This is a genomic window from Streptomyces sp. NPDC088910 (genome assembly GCF_044749865.1).
Taxonomy (GTDB): Bacteria; Actinomycetota; Actinomycetes; order Streptomycetales; family Streptomycetaceae; genus Actinacidiphila.
Window position 1 is genome coordinate 21,944 of the sequence record NZ_JBIVIV010000021.1, and the last position, 25,254, is coordinate 47,197.

Below are 25,254 nucleotides of genomic sequence, written 5' to 3' on the forward strand. Positions count from 1 at the left end.
TCCGGGCCCACCCTAAAGTCGATCTCCTCCGGAACGGCCGGTGGCGCGCCTCGTACGGTCATTCGGGATTGGCGCACGGCACTTCGGGGTTCACCGCACCGCGCTTATTGACATGCTCACGCTGCACCGCTGAAATGTGGTTGCTTTCGTTCGACCCCGTTGGATTGTGCGCCATTGAAATGACTCGGAGCCGCACATGCCGCACGAACGACACACCAAAACACACCACCTCCGGCAGCGTCTCGCGGCCTCGGCCGCGTCGCTCACCCTCGTCGCCGGGGCGGGAGCCGGACTCACCGCACTGGCCGCGACCGCCGCCGTGACCGCTCAGATCGCCGCCGCGCCACCGGCCGCGGCCCTCGACAACGGCCTGGCCCTGACCCCGCAGATGGGTTTCAACAACTGGAACTCCACCGGCTGCGGGTCCCAGTTCAACGAGGCGATGGTCAAGGGCATCGCCGACCTCTTCGTCTCCCAGGGCCTCAAGGCCGCCGGATACACCTACGTCAACCTGGACGACTGCTGGGCGCTGCCCAGCCGCGACGCCTCGGGCAACCTCGTCGCCGACCCCGTGCGCTTCCCCGACGGCATCAAGAACGTCGCCGACTACGTCCACTCCAAGGGGCTGAAATTCGGCCTCTACTCCTCCGCGGGCACCAAGACCTGCAACAGCGCGGGCTTCCCCGGCGGCCTCGGCCACGAGCAGCAGGACGCCAACCTGTGGGCGTCCTGGGGCGTGGACTACCTCAAGTACGACAACTGCAACAACAACAACGTCGACGCGCAGCAGCGCTACAAGGCGATGGGCGACGCACTGAAGGCCACCGGCCGGCCGATCCTCTACAGCATCTGCGAATGGGGCTCCAACCAGCCGTGGAACTGGGCGCCCGCGGTCGGCAACTCCTGGCGTACGACCGGGGACATCAGTGACTCGTGGTCCAGCATGATCAACATCGCGCACCAGAACCAGCAGCTCGCGCCGTACGCCAAGCCCGGCGCGTGGAACGACCCGGACATGCTGGAGGTCGGCAACGGCGGCATGACCGACACCGAGTACCGCACCCACTTCAGCCTCTGGTCGGAGATGGCCTCGCCGCTGCTGATCGGCAGCGACATCAGGACCGCGTCCGCCGCCACGCTGACGATCCTGAAGAACGCCGACGTGATCGCGGTGGACCAGGACCCGTTGGGCAAGCAGGGCTCGGTGGTCTCCTCCTCCGGCGGGCTCGTGGTGATGTCGAAGCCGCTGGCCAACGGCGACCGCGCGGTGACGCTCACCAATGAGAACGCCTCCGCCCAGACCGTCAGCACCACCGCGCAGGCCGTCGGCGTCGGCGGCGCGTCCTCGTACGCGCTCAAGGACCTGTGGTCCAAGGCGACATCGAGCACCGGCGGCACGATCAGCGCGTCGGTGCCCGCGCACGGCACGGTGATGTTCCGGGTCACCCCGGGCAGCCCGGTGCCGCCGCCGACCGGGCTCAACGAGCTGAGCGACCTGTCGTGGACCTCGGCGGTGAACGCCTGGGGCCCGGTCGAGCGCGACCACAGCAACGGCGAACAGGCCGCGGGCGACGGCAGGACGATCACCATCGGCGGCACCACGTACGCGAAGGGGCTCGGGGTGCACGCGCCCAGTGACATCTCCTACTACGTCGGCGGTCTGTGCGGAAAGCTGACCGTGGACGTCGGGGTGGACGACGAGGTGGGGAGCAACGGCTCGGTGGACTTCCAGATCTACCGCGACTCCACCCTGGTCGCCGACAGCGGGACCCGTACGGGCAACGACGTGGCGGCGCACCTGACCGCCGACCTGACCGGAGGGACGACGCTGCGGCTGGTGGCCACCGACGCGGGCGACGGCATGAACTACGACCACGCCGACTGGGCCGACGCCAAGATGGCCTGCGGCAAAGGCCCTTCGGCCGGCACGCACGCCCTCAGCGACCTCAACTGGTCGTCGGCGGTGAGCGGTTGGGGCCCGGTCGAGCGCGACCGCAGCAACGGCGAACAGGCCGCTGGCGACGGCAGGACGATCACCGTCGGCGGCACCACGTACAGCAAGGGGCTGGGCGTGCACGCGGCCAGCACGGTCGTCTACTACCTGGGCGGCGGGTGCTCCTCGGTCACCGCCGACGTGGGGGTGGACGACGAGGTCGGCAGCAAGGGCTCGGTGGACTTCCAGATCTACCGCGACTCGACGCTGGTGGCCGACAGCGGGGTGGTGACCGGCAGTGACACGGCCCGGCATCTGACGGCCGCTCTGGGCGGCGGTACGGAGCTGCGGTTGGTGGTCACCGACGGCGGCAACGGCAACGACTCCGACCACGCCGACTGGGCGGGGCCGGTACTGACCTGCGGCTGACGCGCAGGACTGGACCAATCATGGCGGCGGAGATTTTTCTCCGCCGCCATCGCCATGTTCACCGTCTCAAGCTCTTGCACACAGCGACAAGCCGCTTAACTCCCTTATCGGGACGAGTGGTTCGTTGACCCTTCGGGTGTCGACATCAAGGCGGACCCGAGTGAATTCGCGGGGCGAATCTCGTTCACTTTCTTGACGTGTCAGCAACAGCGCCGTAATCATCGCAGCATTCAGAGAGCGCTCTCTCGCTCGGCGACCAATCAGGAGACGCCGTGATCGGCAACCCCCCACAGACCCTTCCGTCCCCCACGACACGATTCCCCAGATCGCTGATCTTCGCCTTCGTCGCGGCCCTCGTCGCGACGCTCGCGCTGGCGGTCTCACAGACTCCGGCCAAGGCCGCGGGCACCCTGCTCTCGCAGGCGAAACCGGCCACCGCCTCCTCCACGGAGAACGCGGGCACGCCCGCGTCGGCCGCGGTCGACGGCGACCTCGGCACCCGCTGGTCCAGCGCGGCGGCCGACCCGCAGTGGCTCCAGGTCGACCTCGGCGCCACGTCCACCCTCTCCCAGGTGGTGCTCAACTGGGAGACGGCGTACGCGAAGGCGTACCAGATCCAGGTCTCGGCCAACGGCACGACCTGGACGAACGTCTACAGCACCACGACCGGCGCCGGTGGCACCGAAACCCTCGACGTCACCGGCTCCGGACGCTACGTCCGGATCAACACCACGGCGCGCGCCACCCAATACGGCGTCTCGCTCTGGGAGTTCAAGGTCTACGGCTCCACCGGCACGGGCAACGCGGCCTGCGGTACGGCCAACTCCGCGCTGAACAAGCCCGCGACGGCCTCGTCCACGGAGAACGCGGGCACTCCCGCCTCCGCCGCGGTCGACGGCAACATGGGCACCCGCTGGTCCAGCGCGGCGGCCGACCCGCAGTGGCTCCAGGTCGACCTGGGCAGTTCGCAGAACGTGTGCGGTGTCCAGTTGAGCTGGGAGACGGCGTACGCGAAGGCGTACCAGATCCAGGTCTCGGCCAACGGCACGACCTGGACGAACGCCTACTCCACCACCACGAGCCCCGGCGCGACCGAGCTGATCACCCTGACCGGCACCGGCCGCTACGTCCGGGTCTACACCACCGCGCGCGCCACCCAATACGGCGTCTCGCTCTGGGAGTTCCAGATCTTCACCGGTGGCGGCGGCAGCACGACCCCGCCGACCACTCCCCCCACCACACCCCCGACCACCCCGCCCACCACGCCGCCGGGCGGCGCGGTCCTGCTGTCGTACAACAAGCCGGCCTCCGCCTCGACCTACCAGAACGCCAATAGCTGCGTCGGCTGCACGCCGGCCAAGGCGTTCGACGAGGACCCGGCCACCCGGTGGGCGACCAGCGACACCAACGGCTGGGTCGACCCCGGCTGGATCAGCGTCGACCTGGGCGCGACCGCGCACATCACGCAGGTCGTCCTCCAGTGGGACCCGGCCTACGCGACCGCATACCAGATCCAGGTCTCGCCGGACAACACCAACTGGACGAGCATCTACTCCACCACCACCGGCAAGGGCTTCAAGGAGACCCTGAACGTGGACGGCACCGGCCGCTACGTGCGGATGTACGGCACCGCGCGCAGCAACGGCTACGGGTACTCGCTGTGGACCTTCGACGTCTACGGCACCGGCGGCAACCCCACCGCGCCGCCCGCCCTGCCGCCCGACCCGGGCAACCCCACGCACCTGGTGTGGAGCGACGAGTTCAACGGCGCCGCGGGCACCAAGCCGGACACCGGCAAGTGGACCCAGGACATCGGCGGCGGGCAGAACGGCGAGCTGGAGTACTACACCAACGGCGACAACACCTCAATGGACGGCAACGGCAACCTCGTCATCGAGGCCAGGAAGGAGAATGTCCAGGGCCACCAGTACACCTCGGGCCGGATCAACACCTCGGACCACTTCAACTTCACCTACGGCCACGTCGAGGCGCGGATCAAGGTGAGCGGCACGCAGGGTCTGTGGCCCGCGTTCTGGATGCTGGGGTCCAACTTCAAGACGGGCACGCCGTGGCCCAACTCCGGTGAGATCGACATCATGGAGCACGTCGGCAAGGTCGCCGACTCCGTCTACTCCACGCTGCACGCCCCCGCCTACAACGGCGGAAACGGTTACGGGTCCCCGTACACCCTCGCGGGCAGCGACTTCGCCTCGGACTTCCACACCTACGCCGTGGACTGGGACTCCCACCACATGACGTTCTCGGTGGACGGCCACGCCTTCTTCACCGCCGACAAGGCGACGGTGGAGGCGACCAGGGGTCCGTGGGTGTACGACCACCCGTTCTACATCATCCTCAACAACGCGGTGGGCGGTGACTGGCCCGGAGCTCCCGACGCCACCACGGTCTTCCCGCAGCGCATGCTGATCGACTACGTGCGCGTGTCGCAGTAACCGCGACGCCGCGCCCGCCGCGGTAGGCGCGTCCGCCTCCCCGTATGTGATGACGGTTCACACGGGGAGGCGGACGTATGTCCGGGGCCGGGGGGGTGCCGGACCGGGGGTTCGGGGGCCGGGGGGTTCGGGGACCGCGATCCGCGCACCGGCGCACCGGCGCACCGGGCGGCAATGTTGTCAGGGTCGCGTCATGAGCCTAGAGTGACGCGCGGAGTTTCCGGCCCCCACCCACCGGACGCGCGCGGCGAGAGCCGACCGGCAGCATTCACCCGCTCGTAACGCACGGCACATCAGTCACAGGTTCTACGCGCGCAGAATCATCTCCCGCACCCTCACTGACCGCCCCCCACCTGGAGGTTGACGGATGCTTGGAACCCGTGTGCCCCGCAGCCGTGTGCTGATCGGCGCGGCAGCCGCACTGGGCGCGATCGCGCTCGGCGCGGCCGGTCTCAGCGGCGGCTCCGCTCAGGCCGCCCCCGGCGCCCCGGTCGCGCCGGCCGCGGCGACGACGCACCGCGTGCTCTTCGACAACACCAAGGCCGAGACGGCCGGGAACGCCGACTGGATCATCAGCACGAGCCAGCCCGACCCGCTCGGCCAGAACGCCAACCCCACCAAGGAGACGGACTGGACCGGCGCCTTCTCCGCCTGGGGCGTCGCGCTCCAGAAGGCGGGCGGGTACACCCTCGACACCCTGCCGTCCGGCCGCACGATCACCTACGGCAACACCTCCAACGCCCAGGACCTCAGCAACTTCGACACCTTCGTGCTGCCCGAGCCGAACGTGAAGCTGAGCGCGGCCGAGAAGACCGCCGTGATGAAATTCGTGCAGAACGGCGGCGGGCTCTTCCTGATCTCCGACCACAACAACAGCGACCGCAACAACGACGGCTGCGACTCCCCCTGCGTCATCAACGACCTGCTGACCAGCAACGGGGTCGACAACACCGACCCGTTCGGCTTCTCCGTCGACCTGCTGGACATCAGCACCGACAATCCGCGGGCGATCAGTGACGCGTCCAACCCGGTGCTGCACGGCCCGTTCGGCAACGTGACGGGCAGCATCCTGCGCGACGGCACCACCTTCACCCTCAAGCCCGCCGACAATCCGAACGTCAAGGGGCTGCTGTACAAGACGGGTTCGTCCGGCAACACCGGCGCGTTCTTCGTCACCAGCACCTTCGGCAGCGGCCGGGTGGCGATCTGGGGTGACAGCTCACCCGCCGACGACGGCACCGGCCAGTCGGGCAACACCCTCTACAACGGCTGGGACGACCCGGCGGGCACCGACGCCGCGCTCGCGCTCAACGCGACGGCCTGGCTGGCCGGTTCGGGATCGGGCGGCACGACGCCGCCCACCACTCCCCCGACCACCCCGCCGACCGGCGGCACCTGCACCGCGCGCCAGCTCCTGGCCAACCCCGGCTTCGAGTCCGGCACTTCGTCGTGGACGGCGACCAGCGGCGTCATCAACAACAACGCGTCGCAGGCGGCGCACAGCGGCTCGTACAAGGCGTGGCTCGACGGTTACGGGACCGCCACCACGGACACCGTCGCGCAGTCGGTGACCATCCCGGCGGGCTGCGCCGCGAGCCTGAGCTTCTGGCTGCACATCGACACCGCGGAGACCGGCACCACCGCCTACGACACGCTCAAGGCGCAGGTCCTGAACTCCTCCGGCACCGTACTGAGCACCCTGGCCACGTACTCCAACGTCAACGCGGCCTCCGGCTTCCAGCAGCGCACCTTCGACCTGGGCGCGTACGCGGGGCAGACGGTCACCGTCAAGTTCACCGGGACCGAGGGCTCCAAGCTCCAGACCTCGTTCGTCATCGACGACACGGCGCTGAACGTGAGCTGAGCGCGGCCGCGGTACGGGCGGCCGGGTCCCGGGAGTGGGGGCTCAGCCGTCCGTACCGGTCTCGTCCGGGTCGAATTCGCACCAGACGGCCTTGCCGTCGCCGCGCGGCTCCACGCCCCAGCAGGCGGCGAGCGCGTCGATCATCAGCAGGCCGCGGCCCGAGGTGGCCGCCTCGCCGGGCGATCTGCGGCGCGGCCAGACGCTCGACCGGTCCTGGACCGACAGCCGCACCCGGCGTACCGGTTCCGGCAGCACCTCAAGGGTGAGGACGGCGCCGCCCTCGGTGTGCAGCAGCACATTGACCAGCAGCTCGCCCGCGGCGAGTTCCACGTCGTCGGCGAGGTCGGCCAGGCCCCAGTCGGTGAGCGCCTGCCGCAGGGCGGACCGGGCGTCGGCCAGGCCCTCGGGGTCGGCCTGGTGGACGTAGCTGTGCATCCGCGGGGCGCGCGGGGTGCCGGTGTCGGGGGCGCGGCGCAGGATCAGCAGCGCGACGTCGTCGCCCGAGCCCCAGCGCTCCCAGAGGTTCTCCGCGAGGTGGTCGGCGAGCGCCTCGGCGGGCTGCGGGCCGAAGTGCACCGCCTCGGCAAGCGCCTCCATACCGATGGTGATGTCCAGACCGCGCTCCTCGACCAGGCCGTCGGTGCAGAACACCAGCGTCTCGCCGGGCACCAGGTCGATCCGGGTCTCGGGGAACTCGTGCAGTTCCAGGGTGGTGGCCAGGCCCAGCGGCAGGCCGCCGCGCACATTCGGCCAGCCCGTACGCCCGTCGGTGTGCCGGATCAGCGGCCCGAGGTGGCCCGCGCGGGCGGCGGAGACGGAGCCGGTGGCGAGGTCGATCTGCGCGTAGGCGCAGGTGGCGAAGCGCTCGGTGTCCAGTTCCGCCAGGAAGCGGGAGGCGCGGGCGAGCACGGTGGACGGCGGGTGGCCCTCGGCCGCGTACGCGCGCAGGGCGATCCTGAGCTGGCCCATCACGGCGGCGGCGTGCGTGTCGTGGCCCTGCACGTCACCGACGACCAGGCCGACCCGGTTCTGCGGCAGCGCGACCACGTCGTACCAGTCGCCGCCGACCTCCCGCCCGCTGCGCGCCGCGTGGTAGCGGACGGCGATCTCGGCGCCGTCGACGCGCGGGATGTGCCGGGGCAGCATCGCGGCCTGGAGGCCGGTGGCGAACTCCCGCTCCTGGTCGAAGAGGATCGCGCGCTGGAGGGACTGGGCCAGGATGCCCGCGAGCGTCATGTACAGCTCGCGGTCCTCGGGCCGGAATTCGGTGCGGTCGTGGTAGAAGAGCGCGAGGCCGCCGATGGAGCGGGCCTGGGCGACCAGCGGCAGGAAGGCCGCCGCGAAGTTGCTGTCGGAGTCGACGCCCGCGCCGGGCTTCATCTGGGCGCGCAGCAGCGGAAACTTCTCGGCCAGCGCCGGGAAGTCCGTGGCGAATCGCGGCTGCTGCGTGATGACGGCCTGGGTGAGCGGCAGCGAGTCGTCGAGCCGCCGCAGCCGCAGCCCCTCGTAGAAGGACATCTCCCGGCCGCTGAAGGCGACCACCTTGAGATTGCCGGTCTCTATCAGGCCGAGCGTCAGTCCGTCGGCGCCGAAGCGCTCCAGGCCGCCCGCGCCGGTGAGTACCGCGATGACGTCGTCGACCGTGACGGCCGTGGACAGCGCCTCGATCGTACGGCGGACGATCGAGGGCAGGCTGCGGCGCTCGTGCCGCGGCGGCGGGGTGCTGGGCGCGGGGGTCTGGGTCAGCTCGGCGGTCGCGTCCCTGACGATGCCCAGGACGCGGTACGCGTTGCCGAGGTCGTCGCGCAGGATGGCGCCCTGGGTGTGCGTCCACTGCTTGGCGCCGTCCCTGCGGGTGACCTGGAAGTATCCGCCGTAGCTGCGGCGGCCCGCTTGCAGGGCCCTGCGCAGCGCGATGTCGAGGCGGGCGCTCTCCTCCGGGGTCACCCGCAGCACCAGCGAGTCGATCCGGCCGTCGAATTCCTCCGGGCGCAGGTCGAAGACGTCGAGTCCCGCCTGGTCGAGGTCGAAGGTGCCGAGGTCGAGGTCCCAGTCGAACGTGCCCATGCCGTTCATGGCAAGCCGCTCCCCGGGGCCGATCTCCGGGGCCGTCGGCAGACCCGTCGGGAAAGGCCCCACGCGGGGGTCGTAGCCGCCACCTGGTGGCCGCTTGCGTGCCGTCATGCACCTGCTCCGGGGTCGGGCGGCGGTCATCTGACCACATCCGCGAGGCGGGCCACACGGACCACCAGGATAGCTTTGGCATGATTTATCGCCATGAGGGACATTATCCAGCGTCCCACATTCCGCCACGGGGCCGCGCTTCCGCCTTCTGGGCGGCTCGTGCGGGCGGCTCGTGCAGGCCGCTCGTACGGGCCGCTCGTACGGGCCGCTCGTGCAGGACTCAGTCGGGGCTCCGTGGGGATGCGCGTCAGGTGCGCGTGGACGACCGCGCGAGGGAGCCTCGCGGGCGGCGGTACGCCGTCAGCCGCGGGTGGCGCGTCTGCGGCGGACGACGAGCACGCCCGCGGCGGCGACCAGGACGCCGCCCGCCAGGATCTCCCGCGCGTTCGGGGCGGACACATCGCCGCCGAGGCCGGTCCGCACCGCGCCGGTCCGCACCGCGGCGGTCGGCTTCGTACCGGTGGACGTCGTACCGGCCGCCACGGTCAGCGCGGCGGTGCCCCGCTGGCTTCCGCAGGTGTAGGTCACGACGTACCGCGCGCCGGGCTTGGCCTCGCCGTCCACCGTGGCGGTGGCGACCTGCCTGGGCCCGTCGCCCTTGCCGAGGGTCACGTCGCCGAAGAGCGCCGGGGCCGAGGCGGTCGCCCGGCCGGCGCAGTCGGTGGCCGTGAGGGTGACCTTCCCGCCGGGCACGACGGTGGTCGGCGAGACGCCGAAGCCGAAGGACGTGAGGTCGGAGTCGGCCCGCGCGGCGGGTGCGGCCAGGGCCAGCGCGAGCGCCGTTCCCGCGACGAGGGCGGCCGTTGTCCGTCCGTGGGCACGTCCAGAGCGCATGCGGTCTCTCCACGCACCGGGGCGGTCTGGCGACCGCTCATGGGGGGACCGGCACGCTCCCCACCCAACCCGGCGGCGTCGCTGTCCGCCTTCCCTGCCGCCGCCTCCGGCCGCCCGATTCCTACCAACCCCCGTACCGCCGCGCCCTCTTGTCCCCGCCCGCCCCGTCCCCGGCCTCCGACCCATCCGGGTGACACCCCATCCCGTCGGCCGGGCGCTCACCCCCAAACACCCGATGGGCCATTCGGCCGCCGTCCCGCACCGCGCGGAACGCGGTTCCCCAAGGCCGCCGCGAGGTGCCCTGGCCCTGCGCAAGGCCATGTCGTGAGGTGCGCGGGGCCGTGTTCGATGTGCGGCTGCCGCCGCGCGGGCGCGACCAGCCACGACGGTCCCACAGGTCACCACCCGCCCCGAAGGGGCATTCCGGACGGTCCCCGGATCACCGGCCGGTGGGGGCCGGTCGCGCAGTTCCCCGCGCCCCTACGGGGCACGTCCCGGCCCGGATCGGCTGCCGCCGCGTAGGCGCAACCAGGCACGACGCCCCCGAAGGTCACCGCCCGCACCCCTGAGACGGGAGGCGTCAGGCGGTGGGGGTGAGGACGGACAGGACGACGAGGCCGGGCCGGGAGCGGGCCGGGGCAGGGGGACCGACCGCGGGAAAGCGGTCGACCAGGGCGTCGAAGACGCGATACGCGCTGGCCTCGTCGCGCGCGGTGATCAGGACGTGCACCACACCAGGTTCCCGAAGGTCTTCCCAGTCCTCTGCCATCACCGGCTCCTTCCGCCGTGGATCGGTCCCCCGGACAGACAACGCGCCGTGGGCGCGCAGTTGCGGGCGCCGGCGCGGTTCACTCCCACGGGAGCGCGCGCGGGAGCGTGCGGCATAGGCGCGCGATGACCGGGTACGTGTCGTGACCAGTCGGCGAGGATCACGAAGAGGTCCTCGCCAGGACCTTCGGAGGCAGCGATGACCAACCCCGTGCCCGAGCCCTTCCCGACGCCGGGGCCCGATCCGTTCCCGTCGCCGGTGCCCGGTCCCACCCCCGGCCCGGGTCCGGTCCCGGTGCCGGATCCGACGCCGACACCTCCGGGACCCGAGCCGGTGCCTCCCGGCCCGGCGCCCGACCCGGTGCCGCCGACGCCTGAGCCGAGTCCCGCGCCGCCCCCGCCGCCGCCGTCGATGTACTGAGCACCGCCGCCGTACCGCCGGTCGCCGGGCCGGACGCGCAGCAGAAACGATAATTCTGCCCCGTCGGGCCCGGCCGCGGGCGACAACCGTGGATCACGCACGGTGCCGCTGCGCCTGTTGATACGAAAGAGGGGACGCCGAGGGACCGGTTCGGCCCGTCGGCTCCCCGATGGCTCACCCTTGTCCGCGGATGTCAAGGCCCCCTTGGCGGGGCCACCTTGTTACCGCACCCTGGGGTGCGGAAGTTTTCGCGGGTGGGGATGATCCGGCAGTGGCGTGAGTGAAACCGGTGATGGACATGGAAGACGACAGGGCGGGGCGGCGGGCAGCGGACGGGGAGCGTCGGTACCGGCCGGACCGCGCGGCGACGGCGGTGGCGGCACCCGAGTCCCGAGGCGGCGGCCAGGAGCCGCCGGATGTGATCGACGTGGTGTTTCCTGTGCCGGGGCCCGAGGACACCGGCCGCGCGGCGGCCGCAGGACCCGGTGACGGGCACGCCCGACGTGAACGGCTTCGCGAGCGCCCGCTATTGCTCGGCGCCGTGTCCATCGCCGCGGTCGCGGTGGCGGCGGTGATCGCCTGGCAGGTGTGGCCGCAGTCGCCCGGCGCGACGGCGCCCGACCGGCCGGCTCCCCCGCCCTCCAGCACCCGGCCGCTGACCAGCGGCGGGATATCCGGCCACGCGGCCGGAGCGCTGCCCTCGGCCGGCGGCCACACCGGCCGGGCCCCGGCCGCCGACGGCGATCCGACCCGTCGGGCCACGCCACCGGCGGGGCCGTCAGCGATGCCCGGAAGCGGAGCGGAAACCGGGACCGGGCACGGGAACGGCTCCCCCGCGCCGGGGCCGAGCGTGACCGGCGCACCGCCCACCACCGCCCCCAGCGCCTCCCCCGCGCCGAGCGCCACGGCCCCAACTCCCCGCACACTCCAGGCGGGTGACAGCGGATCGGATGTGACCGATCTTCAGCGGCTGCTGTTCGCGCAGGGATTCACCTATGTGTCGCCCACCGGGGTGTACGACGACGCCACCGTGCGCGGTGTGACGCAGATTCAGCGGGACCGCGGAATCACCTGTGACCCCACGGGTGTCTATGGCCCCTGCACTCGCGCCGCATTGGCCCCGTAACCGCTTTCCGCACGGTATCGCCCCGGTACGCCCCCGCTGTGCGCCTTATACGCCCCGCGTATTCCCCTCGTTCTCCGGGAATTCGATTCGATCATTTTCCGGTCATTTTCCACCACGCGGACGATCGATCCTCACCACGGTCGAGAAAATCGTAAATCCGAGCGATGATTCATCATTCAGGTCGATAATCCTTTCGCGCCGTGCTCATGTCATTCAGTAAACTCGCAGGTGGGAAGGGTCGGGCAGGCGCGTCACGCCGTTCGGTGTCCCCTGCCTTCCGGCCACCTCCGCAGAATGGTCACAAGTCCTCCGCACCGTGCCCCACGATGGTCCCCGTAATTGCGGCCGGGATTCGGCCGCTGCCAGTAGGAAGACGCTGAGCCGATTCATGCCGTCTTCCGGGGGAGGAAAACTATGGGCAGAGCATTGCGTGCTGCCGCTCTGAGTTCAGCGGCGGTTCTCGTGGCCCTGGGGGTGGCACCGAGCGGGGCGCAGGCCGCGACACCGCCCCGTATCGATCTGAGGGTGCTGGTCGTCGACGACGGCGGACCGGCGACACAGGCCATCACCGCGGAACTCGACGGGGCGGGGACCCCGTACACGAGGATCGATCTCAACCAGGCGGGCCGGCCGACCATCAACGCCGCCTACCTCAGCGACACCGTGAGCGGCCGGGCACGCGCCAAGTTCCAGTCGGTGGTGCTGCCCAACGACAACCCGTTCGGGGCGGGTTCCGCCGAGATGGCCGCACTGGCGGCGTACGAGACGGACTTCGGCATCCGCCAGGTGGACGCGTACACCTACGCGCAGCCCGGCGTCGGGCTGAACTACGCGCAGGATCCGGGGTACATCGGCCAACTCGACGGCATTCAGGGCCAGGTGACGGCGCAGGGCACCGCGGGTGACTTCGGTTACCTCAAGGGCGCGGTGCCCTTCGAGGACAACGACCCACACGTGGCCGAGAGTTACGGCTTCCTCGCGACGCCGCTGGCGACCCAGGCCGCCGGGGCGACCTTCACCACGCTGGTCGACGCGCCGATTCCGGACAGTTCGGCGCGCGGTGTGCTGGTCGGGCAGTACAACCACGACGGGCGCAGCGAGTTGGTGCTGCCGTTCGTCTACAACCAGTACCAGCAGCAGTTCCGGCTGCTGGCGCGCGGGATCGTGGAGTGGATGACCCAGGGCATCCACCTCGGCGCCGACCGCAACTACTTCGAGGTGCAGGTCGACGACATCTTCCTGGCCGACGACCGGTGGAACACCACCCTCAACTGCACGCCCGGCGACGTGGACTGCCCGATCGGCACCGGTGAGGACACCGATCCGATCCGGATGACCGCGGCGGACGTGCAGTACGCCAAGCAGTGGTCGCAGGCGCACGGCCTCACCCTCGACTTCGTCTTCAACGGCGGCGGCAGCGAGGACTGGAAGGCCGACCACGACACCACCGTCGACCCGCTGGCCACCCAGCTCCTGGCCGACAAGAGCGCCTACCGCTGGGTCAACCACACGTATCTGCACCCCTTCCTCGGCTGTGTCCAGGACGTCAGCGTGGTGCCGTGGGTCTGCGGGACGGACGCCTCGGGGAATGTCCAGTGGGTCAGCAAGGCCGACATCACGGCCTCGGTGCAGGACAACCGCAACTGGGCCGCCTCGCACGGGCTGTCGCTGAACAACCAGGAGCTGGTGACCGGTGAGCACTCCGGGCTCAAGGTGCTGCCGCAGCAGCCGGTCGACAATCCGAACCTCGCGCCCGCGCTGACCCAGCTCGGCGTGAAGTACCTGGCCAGCGACAACTCCCGTGACCCGGGCCAGCGTCAGGTCGGTCCCGCGGTCACCGTTCCGCGCTTCCCGATGAACGTCTTCTACAACGCCGGTACGGCGCAGGAGGAGACCGACGAGTACAACTGGATCTACACCGGCTCCGCCCAGGGCGGCAGCGGCGCCTGCGCGACCTCGGGCAACTCCACTTGTCTGACCGCGCCGTTGGACACCGACACCGGCTACGCGTCGTACATCGTGCCGCTCGAGGCCAAGATCGACCTCGGGCACGTGCTGGGCAACAACCCGCGCCCGCACTTCATGCACCAGTCCAACCTCGCGGAGGGCCGCATCGCCTACCCGGTGCTGGAGCGCATCCTCAGCGACTACGCGTCGCTGTTCGCCGCCAGCACCCCGACCGTCAACCTGCGGACCTCGGACATCGCCACCGAGTTGCAGCGCAGGGCGGCGTGGGACACGGCGTGGAAGGGCGGCCAGGTGACCGCCTACCGGATCGGCGACGCGGTGACGGTCAACGCGCCGAGCGGTACGCAGATCACCGCGACGATGCCCGCCGGTACGCGCCAGTCCCAACTGCTCGGCACGACCGCCTTCGGCAGCTCCTACGCGGGCAAGGTGTCCGGCTGGACCACGCCCGGCGTGCTCCAGAGCAATGTGTCGCTGACGCTGCCGTCCGGCGCGGTGCCCGCGCTGGTCAACCTGAACGTCTCGCTCGGGCCGATCACGATCAAGGCTTCCGTCGGCCATCTGCCGGTGCCCAAGGGCGTCGCCAAGGCCGTGCCCGTGGGACCGGGCGACCACACCAGGAAGTAGCACCGGAAAGTGAACCACCCGCGGGCGGGGCGTACTCGGCCCCGCCCGCGGTACCGGGGCGCCGCACGGTCACCGGCGCCCCGTGACACGAGAACGTCCAGGGGGGACACCATTTCCACGCACAGAATCTTCGGCGCACCGCCCTCGCGCACCGCGCGGGTGACATTGCTGACCGAGGGCACGTATCCGCACAGCCCCGGCGGGGTCAGCGTGTGGTGCGACCAGTTGGTCCAGGGGATGCCGGACGTCGAATTCTCGGTGATCGCGGTGACGGGCACCGGCCGCGAGACCCCGGTCTGGCCGCTCCCGGCGCAGGTCACCGGGCTCGACGTGGTCCCGCTGTGGGGGCAGGCGCCGGAGGGCAGGGCGCCGCGCGGCCGGGACCGCCGCGCGTTCCTCGCGGTGTGGGAACGCTTTCTGCGGGCGCTGCTGCACGAGGACGGCGCGGACGAGCCGCCGGCCCGCGGCGGCCGGTCCGCGGCGCCCGACGAGGACTTCGGGCCCGCGCTGTACGCGCTCGCCGGGTGGGCGGGCATGGGCGCGCTGTCGGCCGGGCTGCGCTCGGAGGAGGCCGTGCGGACGCTGGTCCGGCTGTGGCGCCGCCCCGGCACGACCGTGTCGGCCGCGGTGCCGACCCAGGCCGACGCGCTCAGCGCCGTCGATCTGCTGGAGCACGCGCTGCGCCCGCTGGCCGTGGTACCGCCGCCGGGTCAGGTCGCGCACGCCGTCAGCGGCGGGCTGGCCACGCTGCCGGGACTGGTGGCGCACGAGCGGTACGACACTCCGCTGCTGCTCACCGAGCACGGCGTCTACCAGCGCGAACGCTATCTCGGCTACCGCACGGGCCCGTACCGCTGGCCGGTCAAGGCGCTGCTGCTCACCTTCTTCCGGCTGCTGTCGCGCGAGACGTACCGCAACAGCGCGCTGATCACGCCGGGCAACCGCTACAACCGGCGGTGGGAGGAGCACGGCGGGGCGGCGCCTGACCGGATCCGTACCGTCTACAACGGAGTCGATCCCGGGGCGTTCCCGATGGCCGGTCCCGAGCCGGAGGTGCCGACGCTCACCTGGGCGGGGCGGATCGACCCGATCAAGGACCTGGAGACGCTGATCCGCGCCTTCGCGCTGGTCAGGGCCGAGATACCCGCCGCGCGGCTGCGGATCTTCGGCGGCACTCCGCGCGGCGGCGAGGCGTACCGCGAGCGGTGCGAGGCACTGGCGGCGACGGTCGGCGCGGCCGACGCGGTCACCTTCGAGGGCCGGGTGGACGACATCCGCACCGCGTACGCGGCCGGGCAGGTCGTGATGCTCTCCAGCATCAGCGAGGGCTTCCCCTTCACCCTCATCGAGGCGATGTCCTGCGGGCGGTGCACCGTGTCGACCGATGTCGGCGGGGTACGGGAGGCCGTGGGCGACACCGGTCTCGTCGTGCCGCCGCGCGATCCGAAGGCGATGGCGCGGGCCGCGGTCGAGCTGCTGCGCGATCCGGCGCGGCGCGCCTCGATGGGCTGGGAGGCGCGGCTGCGGGTCATCGACCAGTTCACGCTCCGTCAGACGATCGACGCCTTCCGGGGGATCTACACGGGACTGAGCCGGGTCGAGGACCGCGGCGCGCAGATCTACGGCGGCGTCACCTGGATGTCCCGTGTCTGGCGCGGGGGTTCAGCGGACGCCGAAGCTGATGGACTGTCAACAGCTTTCGCTGAGAACGCCGATGACGCGACAGTCGTCGGTGTGCGGGCTGTCGGGGACGGCCGGTGAGCGGGCCGATGTCCCTGCTCAGCAGGGTCGCGGGCGGCGGTATGGCCGCGCTGCCCGAGCTGCCGCGCCCGCGCCGGGTGCCGTCCTGGGCGGTCGGCGACCCGGTCGCGGAGCTGGCGGAGCGGCTGTCGGCGGCGTGCTCGGCGGCCGTGCACCCCGACGAGATCGCGGCGGTGCTGGAGTCCGAGGGGCTGACCGACGAGCAGATCACCGGCCGCTACGGGCACCCGGACCTGTTCTCGCTCGCGCGGGAGCTGTTCGAGACGGTGCCGCGGCGCTTCCCCGAACCCGAGCCCGCCGACGACCCGTGGCAGGTCGACGTGTGGCGCTGCGTACTGCGCGGCCTGACCTTCGCGCTGCCCGGCGTCGCCTATGTGCTCGGCGGGCGCTGGGCGGGCGGCGACGACGGGCCGTTCGGGGTGTCCCGCGCGGTCGCCGCGTGGGGCGCGGCGGCGCTGTGCGGGTGGGGCTGGAACCAGGCGCTCGCGCACCGCGCGCACCTGCACCTGCTCGCCCAGCGCCCGCGGGCCGCCGCGCGCTGCCTGGTCACCGGCGCGGCGGTCGGGGCCTGCCTGGCCGGCGCCGCCGCCGCGGCCGTCGCGGGCCCCGGCCATCTCTCCGCCCTCGCCTTCGCGGCCGGCCAGTCGGTGTACGTCGCGTCCGCGACCGTCCTGCTCGTGCTCGGCCGCGAGCGCTCCCTCCTCTACGTCCTGACGCCGCTCGCCGTCGCGGTCGCCTGCGGGGCCGGCGGCCTGCCGTCGCCCGCGGTCGCCGCCGTCCTGGTCGCCACCGCGGCGGCGGCCGGCGGGGCGGCCCTCGCCACCGCGCTGCGCACCGCCCTGACCGGTGAGCCGCCCGAGCGCGGGCCCGCCAAGCCGCCGCGCGCGCCCTGGCGCGAGCGTGTGCGCGCCGACCGCGGCGCCCAACTGCGCGCTCGCGCAAGCCGGTTCGGCCGCAGTCGCGCCAAGACCGGCACGGACACCCGCACCACACCCGGCCGATTCGCCCGCAGGACAGCCGGCCGATTCGCCCGCAGGGCAGCCGGACCCGGCACAGACACCCGCACCGGGCTCGTCTCCTCGCTCCGGACCCTGCCGGAGGCGGCCCGGCTGCTGTGGCGGGCCGACGACGGCGTCACCGACGCCAAGGGCCTGTCGCCGTATCTGTCGCTACCGCACGGGATGGCGGGGCTCGCGGGCGGCGCGCTGGTGGTCGCGGCGGCGCTCACCGGGGAGTTCGTGGCCGCGCTCACGGTGAGCATGGGCGTCGCCGAATGGCTGCTCTTCCGCTTCCGCAGCCGGTGTCTGACCGCACTGCGCGGGACGACCGTGCACGAGCGGCTGCTCGCCAGGTCGTGGCGCGTGCTGGCGGGCTGTCTCGCGCTCTACGCCGTCGCGCTGGCCGCGCTCGCGGCCGTCGAGGCGGCGGTCGTGCCCGGCGCCGCCGCCTGGAACCCGGCGCACCTGTCGGTGCTGCTGGCCCTCGGCGGCACGCTGTGGCTGTCGCTGCTCCTCCAGTCCTGCGGCCGGGCATGGACGGGGAGTTACGTGCTCGCCGCCGCCGTCCTGACGGCCGTCGCGCTGCTGGCGGCGCACACCGCGACGGCCGGGACCGTACTCGGCCTGGTCTGCGCGGGAGCCGCCGCCGTCCTGCTCACGGCGGCCTTCACGATGACCGGCCGCGTGACCACCCACCGCTGACCCCGCGTCCGCGGCGCGCACACCCGCGCCGCACACCACCGACCTCCGACCTCACCACTCCAACCGACCCTCCGCAGAAGGAGATTCATCCGTGTCCACCGAGACACCCGTCGCCGTCACCGGCGCGGAAGGCTTCATCGGCTCGCACCTGGTGGAGGCGCTGGTCGCCTCCGGGCGCCGCGTCCGCGCGATGGTGCAGTACAACTCGTTCTCGTCCCACGGCTGGCTCGAAGTGCTCGCGCCCGACGTACTGGACCGGGTCGAGGTGGTCCTCGGCGACGTCCGCGACTCCGGTTCCGTACGGGATCTGGTCGCCGACAGCGACACCGTCTACCACCTGGCCGCGCTGATCGCGATCCCGTACTCGTACCGTGCGCCGCGCAGCTACGTGGACACCAATGTGTCCGGCACCCTCAACGTCCTCGAAGCCGTAAGGGAGTTCGGCGTCGCGCGGCTGGTGCACACCTCCACCAGCGAGACGTACGGCACCGCGCGGACCGTGCCGATCACCGAGGACCACCCGATCGTCACGCAGTCGCCGTACGCCGCGTCGAAGGCGGGCGGGGACCGGCTGGCGGACAGCTACCACGCCAGCTTCGAGACGCCGGTGGTGACACTGCGGCCGTTCAACACCTTCGGGCCGCGGCAGTCGATGCGCGCGGTGATCCCGACGGTGATCGGCCAGGTCGCGGCGGGCGAGCGGGAGGTGACGCTCGGGGACCTGCGGCCGACCAGGGACTTCAGCTACGTCAAGGACACCGCCGCGGCCTTCGTCGCGGTCGGCACCGCGCCCGCCGAGAAGGTGGTCGGCCGGACCTTCAACGCCGGTACGGGCGGCGAGATCTCGGTCGGCGACCTGGTGCGGCTGATCGGCAAGCTGATGGACACCGAGCTGCTGGTGCGCGAGGACGCGCAGCGGCTGCGGCCCGCCGGTTCCGAGGTCATGCGGCTGGTCTGCGACGCGACCCGGCTGCGCGAGGCCACCGGCTGGCGACCGGCCCACAGCCTGGAGGACGGGCTGGCGCACACCATCGACTTCTTCCGCGACCCGGCCCACCTGGCCCGTTACAAGACCACCGCGTACAACGTCTGACGCCGCCTCATCAGCGCCGCGCCGGGCACCTGTTGACCACTTTCATCGCAGCAGAGAACCGCTGACATCCAACCGCAGGGGGGACCACCATGCACGCAGTCATTCTCGCCGGGGGCAAAGGCGTGAGGCTCCGGCCGTACACCACCGCACTGCCCAAGCCACTGGTGCCGATCGGCGACAGCCACGCGATCCTGGAGATCGTGATGCGCCAGCTCGCGGGCTTCGGCTTCCGCCGCTGCACCATCGCCATCGGCCACCTCGGCAACATCATCCGCGCGTACGTCGGGGACGGCTCCCAGTGGGGCATCGAGGTCGACTACGTGACCGAGGACAGTCCGCTGGGCACGATGGGGCCGCTGCTCACGATGATCGACCAACTCCCCGAACACTTCCTGGTGATGAACGGCGACGTGCTCACCGACCTCGACTTCTCCGCCGTTCTCGACCAGCACCGGGGCACGGGCGCGCCGCTCACCATCGCCACCTACGCCCGTACCGTGAACATCGACTTCGGGGTGCTCAGCACCGACGACGGGCGGGTGGTCGCCTTCACCGAGAAGCCGAGCATGGACTACCGGGTGTCGATGGGGGTGTACGGGGTCTCCCGGAGCACGCTCCTGCGCTACACCCCCGGCCTGCCGCTGGGCTTCGACGAGGTGGTGCTCGATCTGCTGGCCGCGGGTGCGCAGCCGCGGGCCTTCGACTTCGACGGCTACTGGCTCGACATCGGCCGCCCCGACGACTACGACCGGGCGAACGCCGAATTCAGCAGCCGTCGCGGCCTGTTGCTCAAGGGGGCGTGAGGGGACATGACGCGGACGCGGATTCTCGTACTGGGCTGTGGCGGTTTCCTGGGCTCCCGGGTGACCGCGCGGCTCCAGCGGACGCCCGGTGCGCGGATCCTGCGCGGCGGGCGGGGCGCGGGGGACGGTGCCAAGGGCGGTACGCGGGGCGGTCCGAAGGGCGGCGCCGGACTCGATCTGGTAGCCGACCTGGCGACCGTGCCGGTCGACGTCCTGGCCCGGCGGCTCGCCGCCCTGGCCCCCGACGCGGTGGTCGACTGCGCGGGCGTGGTGGCGGGCCGCGCGAGCGCGCTGTGCGCGACCAACGCGCGGGGGCCGGCCGCGCTGTGCGAGGCGATGGCGCTCGCCACGCCGTCGGCGCGGCTGGTGCACCTGGGCTCGGCGGCCGAGTACGGACCGGCGGAGCCCGGCGCCGCGCTGGCGGAGTCGGCGCCCGCCCGGCCGGAGGGCGTCTACGGGGCGGCCAAGCTGGCGGGCACCCTCGCCGTGACCGGCTCGGGCCTCGACGCGGTGGTGCTGCGGGTCTTCAACCCGGTCGGCGCGGGCTCGCCGACCTCCGGGCTGCCCGGCAGGCTGGCCGCCGCCTTCCGCGAGGCGCCGCGCGAAGGGGTGGTGCGCACCGGCAGCCTGGCCGCGTACCGCGACTTCGTCGCCGCGGACGACGTGGCGGACGCGGTGGCCCTCGCGGTGGCCGCGCCCGGCTCGGTGCCGCCCGTGGTCAACATCGGCTCGGGCGAGGCGACCCAAGTGCGCACGCTGGCGGCGGAGTTGGCCTCGGTCAGCGGCTTCACCGGCCGGCTGGAGGAGTCGGGGCGGGGCTCGGAGCGCTCGGCCGGGGTGTCCTGGCACCAGGCGGACATCACGCTCGCGGCGTACGCGCTGGGCTGGCAGCCCACGCGGACGCTGCGGGACGCGCTCACCGCCCTGTGGGCGGCGGTGCCGGGCGAGCCGGTCAGGATCTCACCGTGAGCCATGGCTCCCCCGCGCCCTCCGCGGGCTCGCTGCTCGTGCCGCTGTACGTCCACCCGGCAGTGGACCCGGCCGCGTGGCGGGCCTTGGAGGACGCGGCACCGGCCCTGTACGGGGTGGTGCTCAACGCCGCGGACGGTCCCGGCGACCGGCCGGACCCGGTGTACACGCTCGCCGCGCGGCGGCTGCGGGAGGCCGGGGCGCCGGTGCTCGGCTATGTCGACACCGACTACGCGGCCCGCCCGGCGCACACGGTCTACCGCGATCTGCGCAGGTACCGGGCCTGGTACGCCACCGACGGCGTGTTCTTCGACCGGGTGGCGTCCGACGCGCGGCGGATCCCGTACTACCGGTGGCTGGCCAGGACGGCCCGGCTCTGCGGGGCGCGGACGGTGGTGTTCAATCCAGGGGTGCACCCCGATCCCGGCTACGCCCGTCTCTGCGACTTGCTCGTGACCTTCGAGGGGACCTGGGACGACTACCAGGGCGCGGGCGTGCCGCGCTGGACGGCCGGGCATCCGGCCGAACGGTTCTGCCATCTGGTGTACGGGGTGCCCGACGGTCTCGCGGGGCGGGCGGCCCGGCTGGCGGCGCTGCGCGGTGCGGCCGTGCGCTGCGCGGTCCCCGGTCTGCCGCCCAATCCGTGGCGGACCGCGCCCGTCCCGATCGGAGGAAACGTATGACCGCCCGCCGTACGGCGCTGAATCTCACCGTGCGCACGGTGACCGCCGCCCTGCTGCTCGTGCTGGCGGCCTGCTCGTCGTCGGGTGACGGGGACGGTGGCGGAGGGGGAGGTACGGACGGCGGGGGCACGGCGGGCGGCAGTCCCTCGGCGACCGCGTCCGGGCCCGCGAAGGGCGCCGCGTCGAGCCCCGCCACGACCGGCCCGGCGAGCGCCCCGGAAGGTACGCACACGCACGCGGCGACCGGGCGGGGCGCGCCCGCGTACTGGCATCCGCGCGCCCGCACACCCTGGCAGTGGCAGCTCAGCGGCACGGTCGACACCTCGGTGGACGTACCGGTCTACGACATCGACGGCTTCGAGAACGGCGCCGAGGTGGTCAGGACGCTGCACGCGGCCGGGCGCAAGGTGATCTGCTACATCAACGTCGGGGCCTGGGAGTCCTTCCGCCCCGACAGCGGGAAATTCCCCGCGTCGGTGCGCGGCGAGGGCGACGGCTGGGACGGCGAACGCTGGCTGGACATCCGCCGGGTGGACGTCCTGCGCCCGCTGATGGCCGCCCGCTTCGACATGTGCCGCGAGAAGGGCTTCGACGCGGTGGAGCCCGACCTGATGGACGGCTACGCGAACACCACCGGCTTTCCGCTGACGGCCGCTCAGCAGATCACGTACAACCGGATGATCGCCGACCTGGCGCACGAGCGTGGGCTGGCCGTCGGTCTGAAGAACGACGTCGGCCAGGTGGCCACGCTCGTGCGGTACTTCGACTTCGCGGTCAACGAGGAGTGCGCGCAGTACGACGAGTGTGCGCAAATGGCGCCGTTCATCGCGGCGGACAAGCCGGTCTTCCACGTCGAGTACAAGCTGAAGGCCGGTCAGTTCTGCTCTCAGGCGAGGAAGTTGGGGCTCAGTTCGATGGTGAAGCACCTTTCGCTGGACGCGTGGCGCGATCCCTGCTGAGCGGTCGGGCGAGGGCGCTCAGATCATCCGCCACAGGTGGTCGGCGCTGCCGTTGTCGGTCCACTGGGTGACCTGGGCGGCGTCGGCCTGGGACATGCCGTCGACCGCGAGGACCTTGCCCGAGCGGACGTTGACGATCTTCTTCCAGCCGTCGCCGTTGTCGACGATCCGCCACAGGTGGTCGGGCGTTCCGTTGTCCTGGTACTGCTGGACGTGGGCGCCGTCGTCGAGGCTCTGGTCGTGGACGGCGAGCGCTTTGCCGCTGTTGCGGTTGATGATGCGTACGGTGCCGTCGCCGTTGTCGAGCACGGTCCAGACGTGGTCGGCGGTGCCGTTGTCGGCGTACTGGGTGACCTCGGCGGTGTCGGCGCGGGACATGCCGGAGACGGCGAGCACCTTGCCGGAGTTGCGGTTCTGGATCCGGCACCACACCACGGTGGACGCGGCGGGTTTCAGGAGCAGGGCCAGCGCGCCGCCCACCACCGGGCGGGCCTGGAAGCCGCGTTGGGCGGCGCTGGCCACGGTGTACCAGTCGCTGAACGGGACGCGCTGTCCGGTGGTGTCGGCGTAGGCGTAGACGCCGTTGACGAGCAGGTCACGGACGCCGGGCCGGTCGGCGAGCCAGGCCGCCGTCCACAGTTCCCAGTCGGCCTTGGTGTAGTCGTTGCGCGGGTCGAGTTCGATGCCGTAGGCGCCGGCGTGGGAGGCGTACCAGTTGGCCTCCTGTTCGGCGAAGCCGACCGGGACCAGGTCGAGGCCGAGCAGCCGGTCGGGGAAGCCGTTGTACTTCAGGCTCCAGGTGCCGTCCTGGTCGTAGGCCAGTTTGAGGTGGGTGCCGGAGGAGTCCTGGGCGAGGGTGGTCCACTGGCTGAGGTAGCCGCGGGAGACCGAGCGGTAGCGGGCGGCGTCCGCGGTGTTGCCGGTGGCGGCGGCGATGACGCCCATCGCGCCGATGCCGACCATGCCCTTGAGCGCGAGGTTGGCGCTGTGCGCGATGAAGCCGGTGAAGTCGTCGGTCTGGTTCTGGTAGCCGGGGTCGAGGGTGTTGGCGACCAGGTACTCGGCCCAGCGGCGCAGCACCGCGTAGTGGGCGGCGGCATATGACGCGCCGTCAGCGGTGGGCAGCCGCTGGACGATCGCCGCGACCATGATGAGCATGTTCGCGGACTCCTCGACCGGCATGCTCTCCTCGTTGCCGTCGGCGCGGCCGAAGGCGTTGGGGTAGGTGCCGAGGTCGTGCGGTGCGAAGTCCTGTGACCAGCCGCCGTGTTCGACGTAGTGGAAGAGCGGTTCGAGCACCAGTCGCAGGTAGGCCGGGGAGAGGTAGAGGTAGGCGGGGAAGGCGGGGTAGATCACGTCGACGGTGGACATGTCGCCGTTGGAGGAGATCTCCTTCAAGAACGCCCAGGGGCCGCCGTCGCGGTCGACCAGTTCGGTGCCCGCGACGGCCTGGCGCAGCGCGAGGGCGCAGACGGCGGCGTAGTGGTCGCCGGTGCTTCCGCCGCCGGCCGCGGTGACCGCGTCGTCGTGGATCTTCTGGTCGAGGGCGGTCGCGGCGGTCAGCGCGGCGCCGCGGTCGGCGTCGAACCAGTCCACCATGGCGGTCCAGGAGCTCCAGTAGTGCGTCCACCACGGCTGGAGTTGTGCGCCGAGGTGGGTGACGGCGGGGGTGCGGACATGGCCGAGGACGACGGTGAACTCCGCCGACGGTGTACCGGAGTCGACGGTGCCGAAGTCCCGGTTGAGGCCGAGCACCGGCCATCGGTCGTTGATCGCGCGCGGCTTGGCGGTGTCCACCGAGCCGTCGAGCCGCCCGGTGCCCGCCGAGGCCGCGCGCACCACGGTGTCCTGGCCGATCTGATGGGTCACCGCGCCGCCGGTGGCGGTGGCCAGCACGAGCCGTCCCCAGGACGCCTGGTCGCCGCTCTCCTGAAGGACGCCCGGGGTGGCGGGCTCCGCGCTGAGCACGGTCATCCGGCCGGTGGTCGTGCGGTCCCACGTGATGGGCGTGGCGACGTTGTTGTGCACCCACTCACCGGAGGCGTCGAGGTGGACGTCCACGGTGTGGGAGCGGCCGTCGTTGCTCGCGGCCCGCACGGTGACGTAGCTGAGCGGTACGCACTGGCGCTGGAGATCGCCGACGTCGACGGGTGAGAAGAAGGTGACGGTGAGCGTCACCCCGCCGCCGCTGAGCTGGTAGACCGAGCGGGTGGCGGTGAGTTGCAGCGACACCTGCTGCATGGTGGTGAGCGCGGGGCCGCCGGGCAGCGCGGGGTTGCCGAGGAAGACGTACGCCGCGCCGTCGATCCGGGCGAGACCGCACAGCGCGGTGACGTGGCCGGTCCAGAAGGCGGGCCAGGTCCCCGCGAGGTTGTCAGCGGGCAGCCAGGTCGACAGGTACGGCGAGCGGACGGCCAGCGGTACGGCGGGCGGGCGCAGCGGGCTGAAGGTGGAGGCCGCCGCCTGGGCGGCGTGCGGGGCCGCGCCCGGAACGGCCGTCGCGGTGACGGCGTTCGCTGTGGCGGCCTGTGCGGGCACGGCGGCGAGCCAGCCGCCGGTGGCCGCGGCGGCGGTCAACGCGCCGCTCCAGCGCAGGAGTTCGCGGCGTCCGGGGCGGGCGTGCGGGGTCGCGGAGTCGTCGGGGGTCACGGGAGTCCGTCCTCAGAGGTGGGGGGAAGG

General features: G+C 72.0%; 16 protein-coding genes. 12 read left to right on the forward strand and 4 right to left on the reverse strand.

The genetic code is table 11. From position 1 onward, the window contains the following. Nucleotides 1-196: 196 nt before the first annotated feature. The 3 genes from ACIP4Z_RS34010 to ACIP4Z_RS34020 all read left to right on the forward strand — a co-directional run bounded on the left by ACIP4Z_RS34010 (nt 197) and on the right by ACIP4Z_RS34020 (nt 6,679). Complete coding sequence (locus tag ACIP4Z_RS34010) at nt 197-2,362, forward strand: NPCBM/NEW2 domain-containing protein (RefSeq protein WP_401314321.1); 2,166 nt, start codon at nt 197-199, stop codon at nt 2,360-2,362. Between the two features lie 332 nt (nt 2,363-2,694). After that, a complete protein-coding gene (locus tag ACIP4Z_RS34015) occupies nt 2,695-4,815 on the forward strand; it encodes a discoidin domain-containing protein (RefSeq protein WP_391050749.1) in 2,121 nt (706 codons plus the stop codon). A gap of 367 nt (nt 4,816-5,182) precedes the next feature. Continuing rightward, nucleotides 5,183-6,679: a hydrolase gene (locus ACIP4Z_RS34020; protein ID WP_401314323.1), complete on the forward strand. Its 1,497-nt coding sequence runs from the start codon at nt 5,183-5,185 to the stop codon at nt 6,677-6,679. Between the two features lie 42 nt (nt 6,680-6,721). On the opposite strand, the gene ACIP4Z_RS34025 is transcribed toward ACIP4Z_RS34020, so the two are convergent. The 3 genes from ACIP4Z_RS34025 to ACIP4Z_RS34035 all read right to left on the reverse strand — a co-directional run bounded on the left by ACIP4Z_RS34025 (nt 6,722) and on the right by ACIP4Z_RS34035 (nt 10,466). Next, nucleotides 6,722-8,863, reverse strand: a complete 2,142-nt coding sequence (locus ACIP4Z_RS34025) for a SpoIIE family protein phosphatase (RefSeq protein WP_391050727.1) — start codon at nt 8,861-8,863, stop codon at nt 6,722-6,724. A gap of 300 nt (nt 8,864-9,163) precedes the next feature. Continuing rightward, a complete protein-coding gene (locus ACIP4Z_RS34030) occupies nt 9,164-9,697 on the reverse strand; it encodes a hypothetical protein (RefSeq protein ID WP_401314325.1) in 534 nt (177 codons plus the stop codon). Nucleotides 9,698-10,277: 580 nt separating this feature from the next. Further along, nucleotides 10,278-10,466, reverse strand: a complete 189-nt coding sequence (locus ACIP4Z_RS34035; protein ID WP_391050723.1) for a hypothetical protein — start codon at nt 10,464-10,466, stop codon at nt 10,278-10,280. A gap of 718 nt (nt 10,467-11,184) precedes the next feature. On the opposite strand from ACIP4Z_RS34035, the gene ACIP4Z_RS34040 reads away from it, so the two are divergent. The 9 genes from ACIP4Z_RS34040 (at nt 11,185) to ACIP4Z_RS34080 (ending at nt 22,575) form a co-directional block, all read left to right on the forward strand. Next, nucleotides 11,185-12,012 carry a peptidoglycan-binding protein gene (locus ACIP4Z_RS34040; protein ID WP_401314327.1) on the forward strand — a complete coding sequence of 276 codons (828 nt, stop codon included), beginning with the start codon at nt 11,185-11,187 and terminating at the stop codon, nt 12,010-12,012. Nucleotides 12,013-12,426: 414 nt separating this feature from the next. Further along, on the forward strand, nt 12,427-14,607 hold the full coding sequence (locus ACIP4Z_RS34045) for a hypothetical protein (RefSeq protein WP_401314329.1): 2,181 nt from the start codon (nt 12,427-12,429) through the stop codon (nt 14,605-14,607). Between the two features lie 159 nt (nt 14,608-14,766). Continuing rightward, entirely contained in the window at nt 14,767-16,368 is a 1,602-nt protein-coding gene (gene pelF, locus ACIP4Z_RS34050; RefSeq protein ID WP_401314331.1) for a GT4 family glycosyltransferase PelF, read from the forward strand. Then, nucleotides 16,365-18,068 carry a hypothetical protein gene (locus ACIP4Z_RS34055; protein WP_401314333.1) on the forward strand — a complete coding sequence of 568 codons (1,704 nt, stop codon included), beginning with the start codon at nt 16,365-16,367 and terminating at the stop codon, nt 18,066-18,068. The genes pelF and ACIP4Z_RS34055 overlap by 4 nt, the downstream gene beginning before the upstream one ends. 91 nt (nt 18,069-18,159) lie before the next feature. After that, nucleotides 18,160-19,161 (forward strand): GDP-mannose 4,6-dehydratase, encoded by a 1,002-nt coding sequence (locus ACIP4Z_RS34060; protein WP_401314335.1) that lies wholly within the window; start codon nt 18,160-18,162, stop codon nt 19,159-19,161. 89 nt (nt 19,162-19,250) lie between these two features. After that, nucleotides 19,251-19,964 (forward strand): sugar phosphate nucleotidyltransferase, encoded by a 714-nt coding sequence (locus ACIP4Z_RS34065; protein WP_355347729.1) that lies wholly within the window; start codon nt 19,251-19,253, stop codon nt 19,962-19,964. Between the two features lie 6 nt (nt 19,965-19,970). Further along, nucleotides 19,971-20,933: an NAD-dependent epimerase/dehydratase family protein gene (locus tag ACIP4Z_RS34070; RefSeq protein ID WP_401314337.1), complete on the forward strand. Its 963-nt coding sequence runs from the start codon at nt 19,971-19,973 to the stop codon at nt 20,931-20,933. Continuing rightward, entirely contained in the window at nt 20,930-21,616 is a 687-nt protein-coding gene (locus ACIP4Z_RS34075) for a spherulation-specific family 4 protein (protein ID WP_401314339.1), read from the forward strand. The genes ACIP4Z_RS34070 and ACIP4Z_RS34075 overlap by 4 nt, the downstream gene beginning before the upstream one ends. Beyond that, the gene (locus ACIP4Z_RS34080; RefSeq protein WP_401314341.1) at nt 21,613-22,575 is read left to right on the forward strand and encodes an endo alpha-1,4 polygalactosaminidase; all 963 of its coding nucleotides are present in this window, start codon (nt 21,613-21,615) and stop codon (nt 22,573-22,575) included. Before ACIP4Z_RS34075 ends, ACIP4Z_RS34080 begins: the two co-directional genes overlap by 4 nt. An 18-nt stretch (nt 22,576-22,593) precedes the next feature. Here ACIP4Z_RS34080 and ACIP4Z_RS34085 read toward each other — a convergent pair whose 3' ends face one another. Beyond that, nucleotides 22,594-25,224 carry a glutaminase domain-containing protein gene (locus ACIP4Z_RS34085; protein WP_401314343.1) on the reverse strand — a complete coding sequence of 877 codons (2,631 nt, stop codon included), beginning with the start codon at nt 25,222-25,224 and terminating at the stop codon, nt 22,594-22,596. Nucleotides 25,225-25,254: the final 30 nt, after the last annotated feature.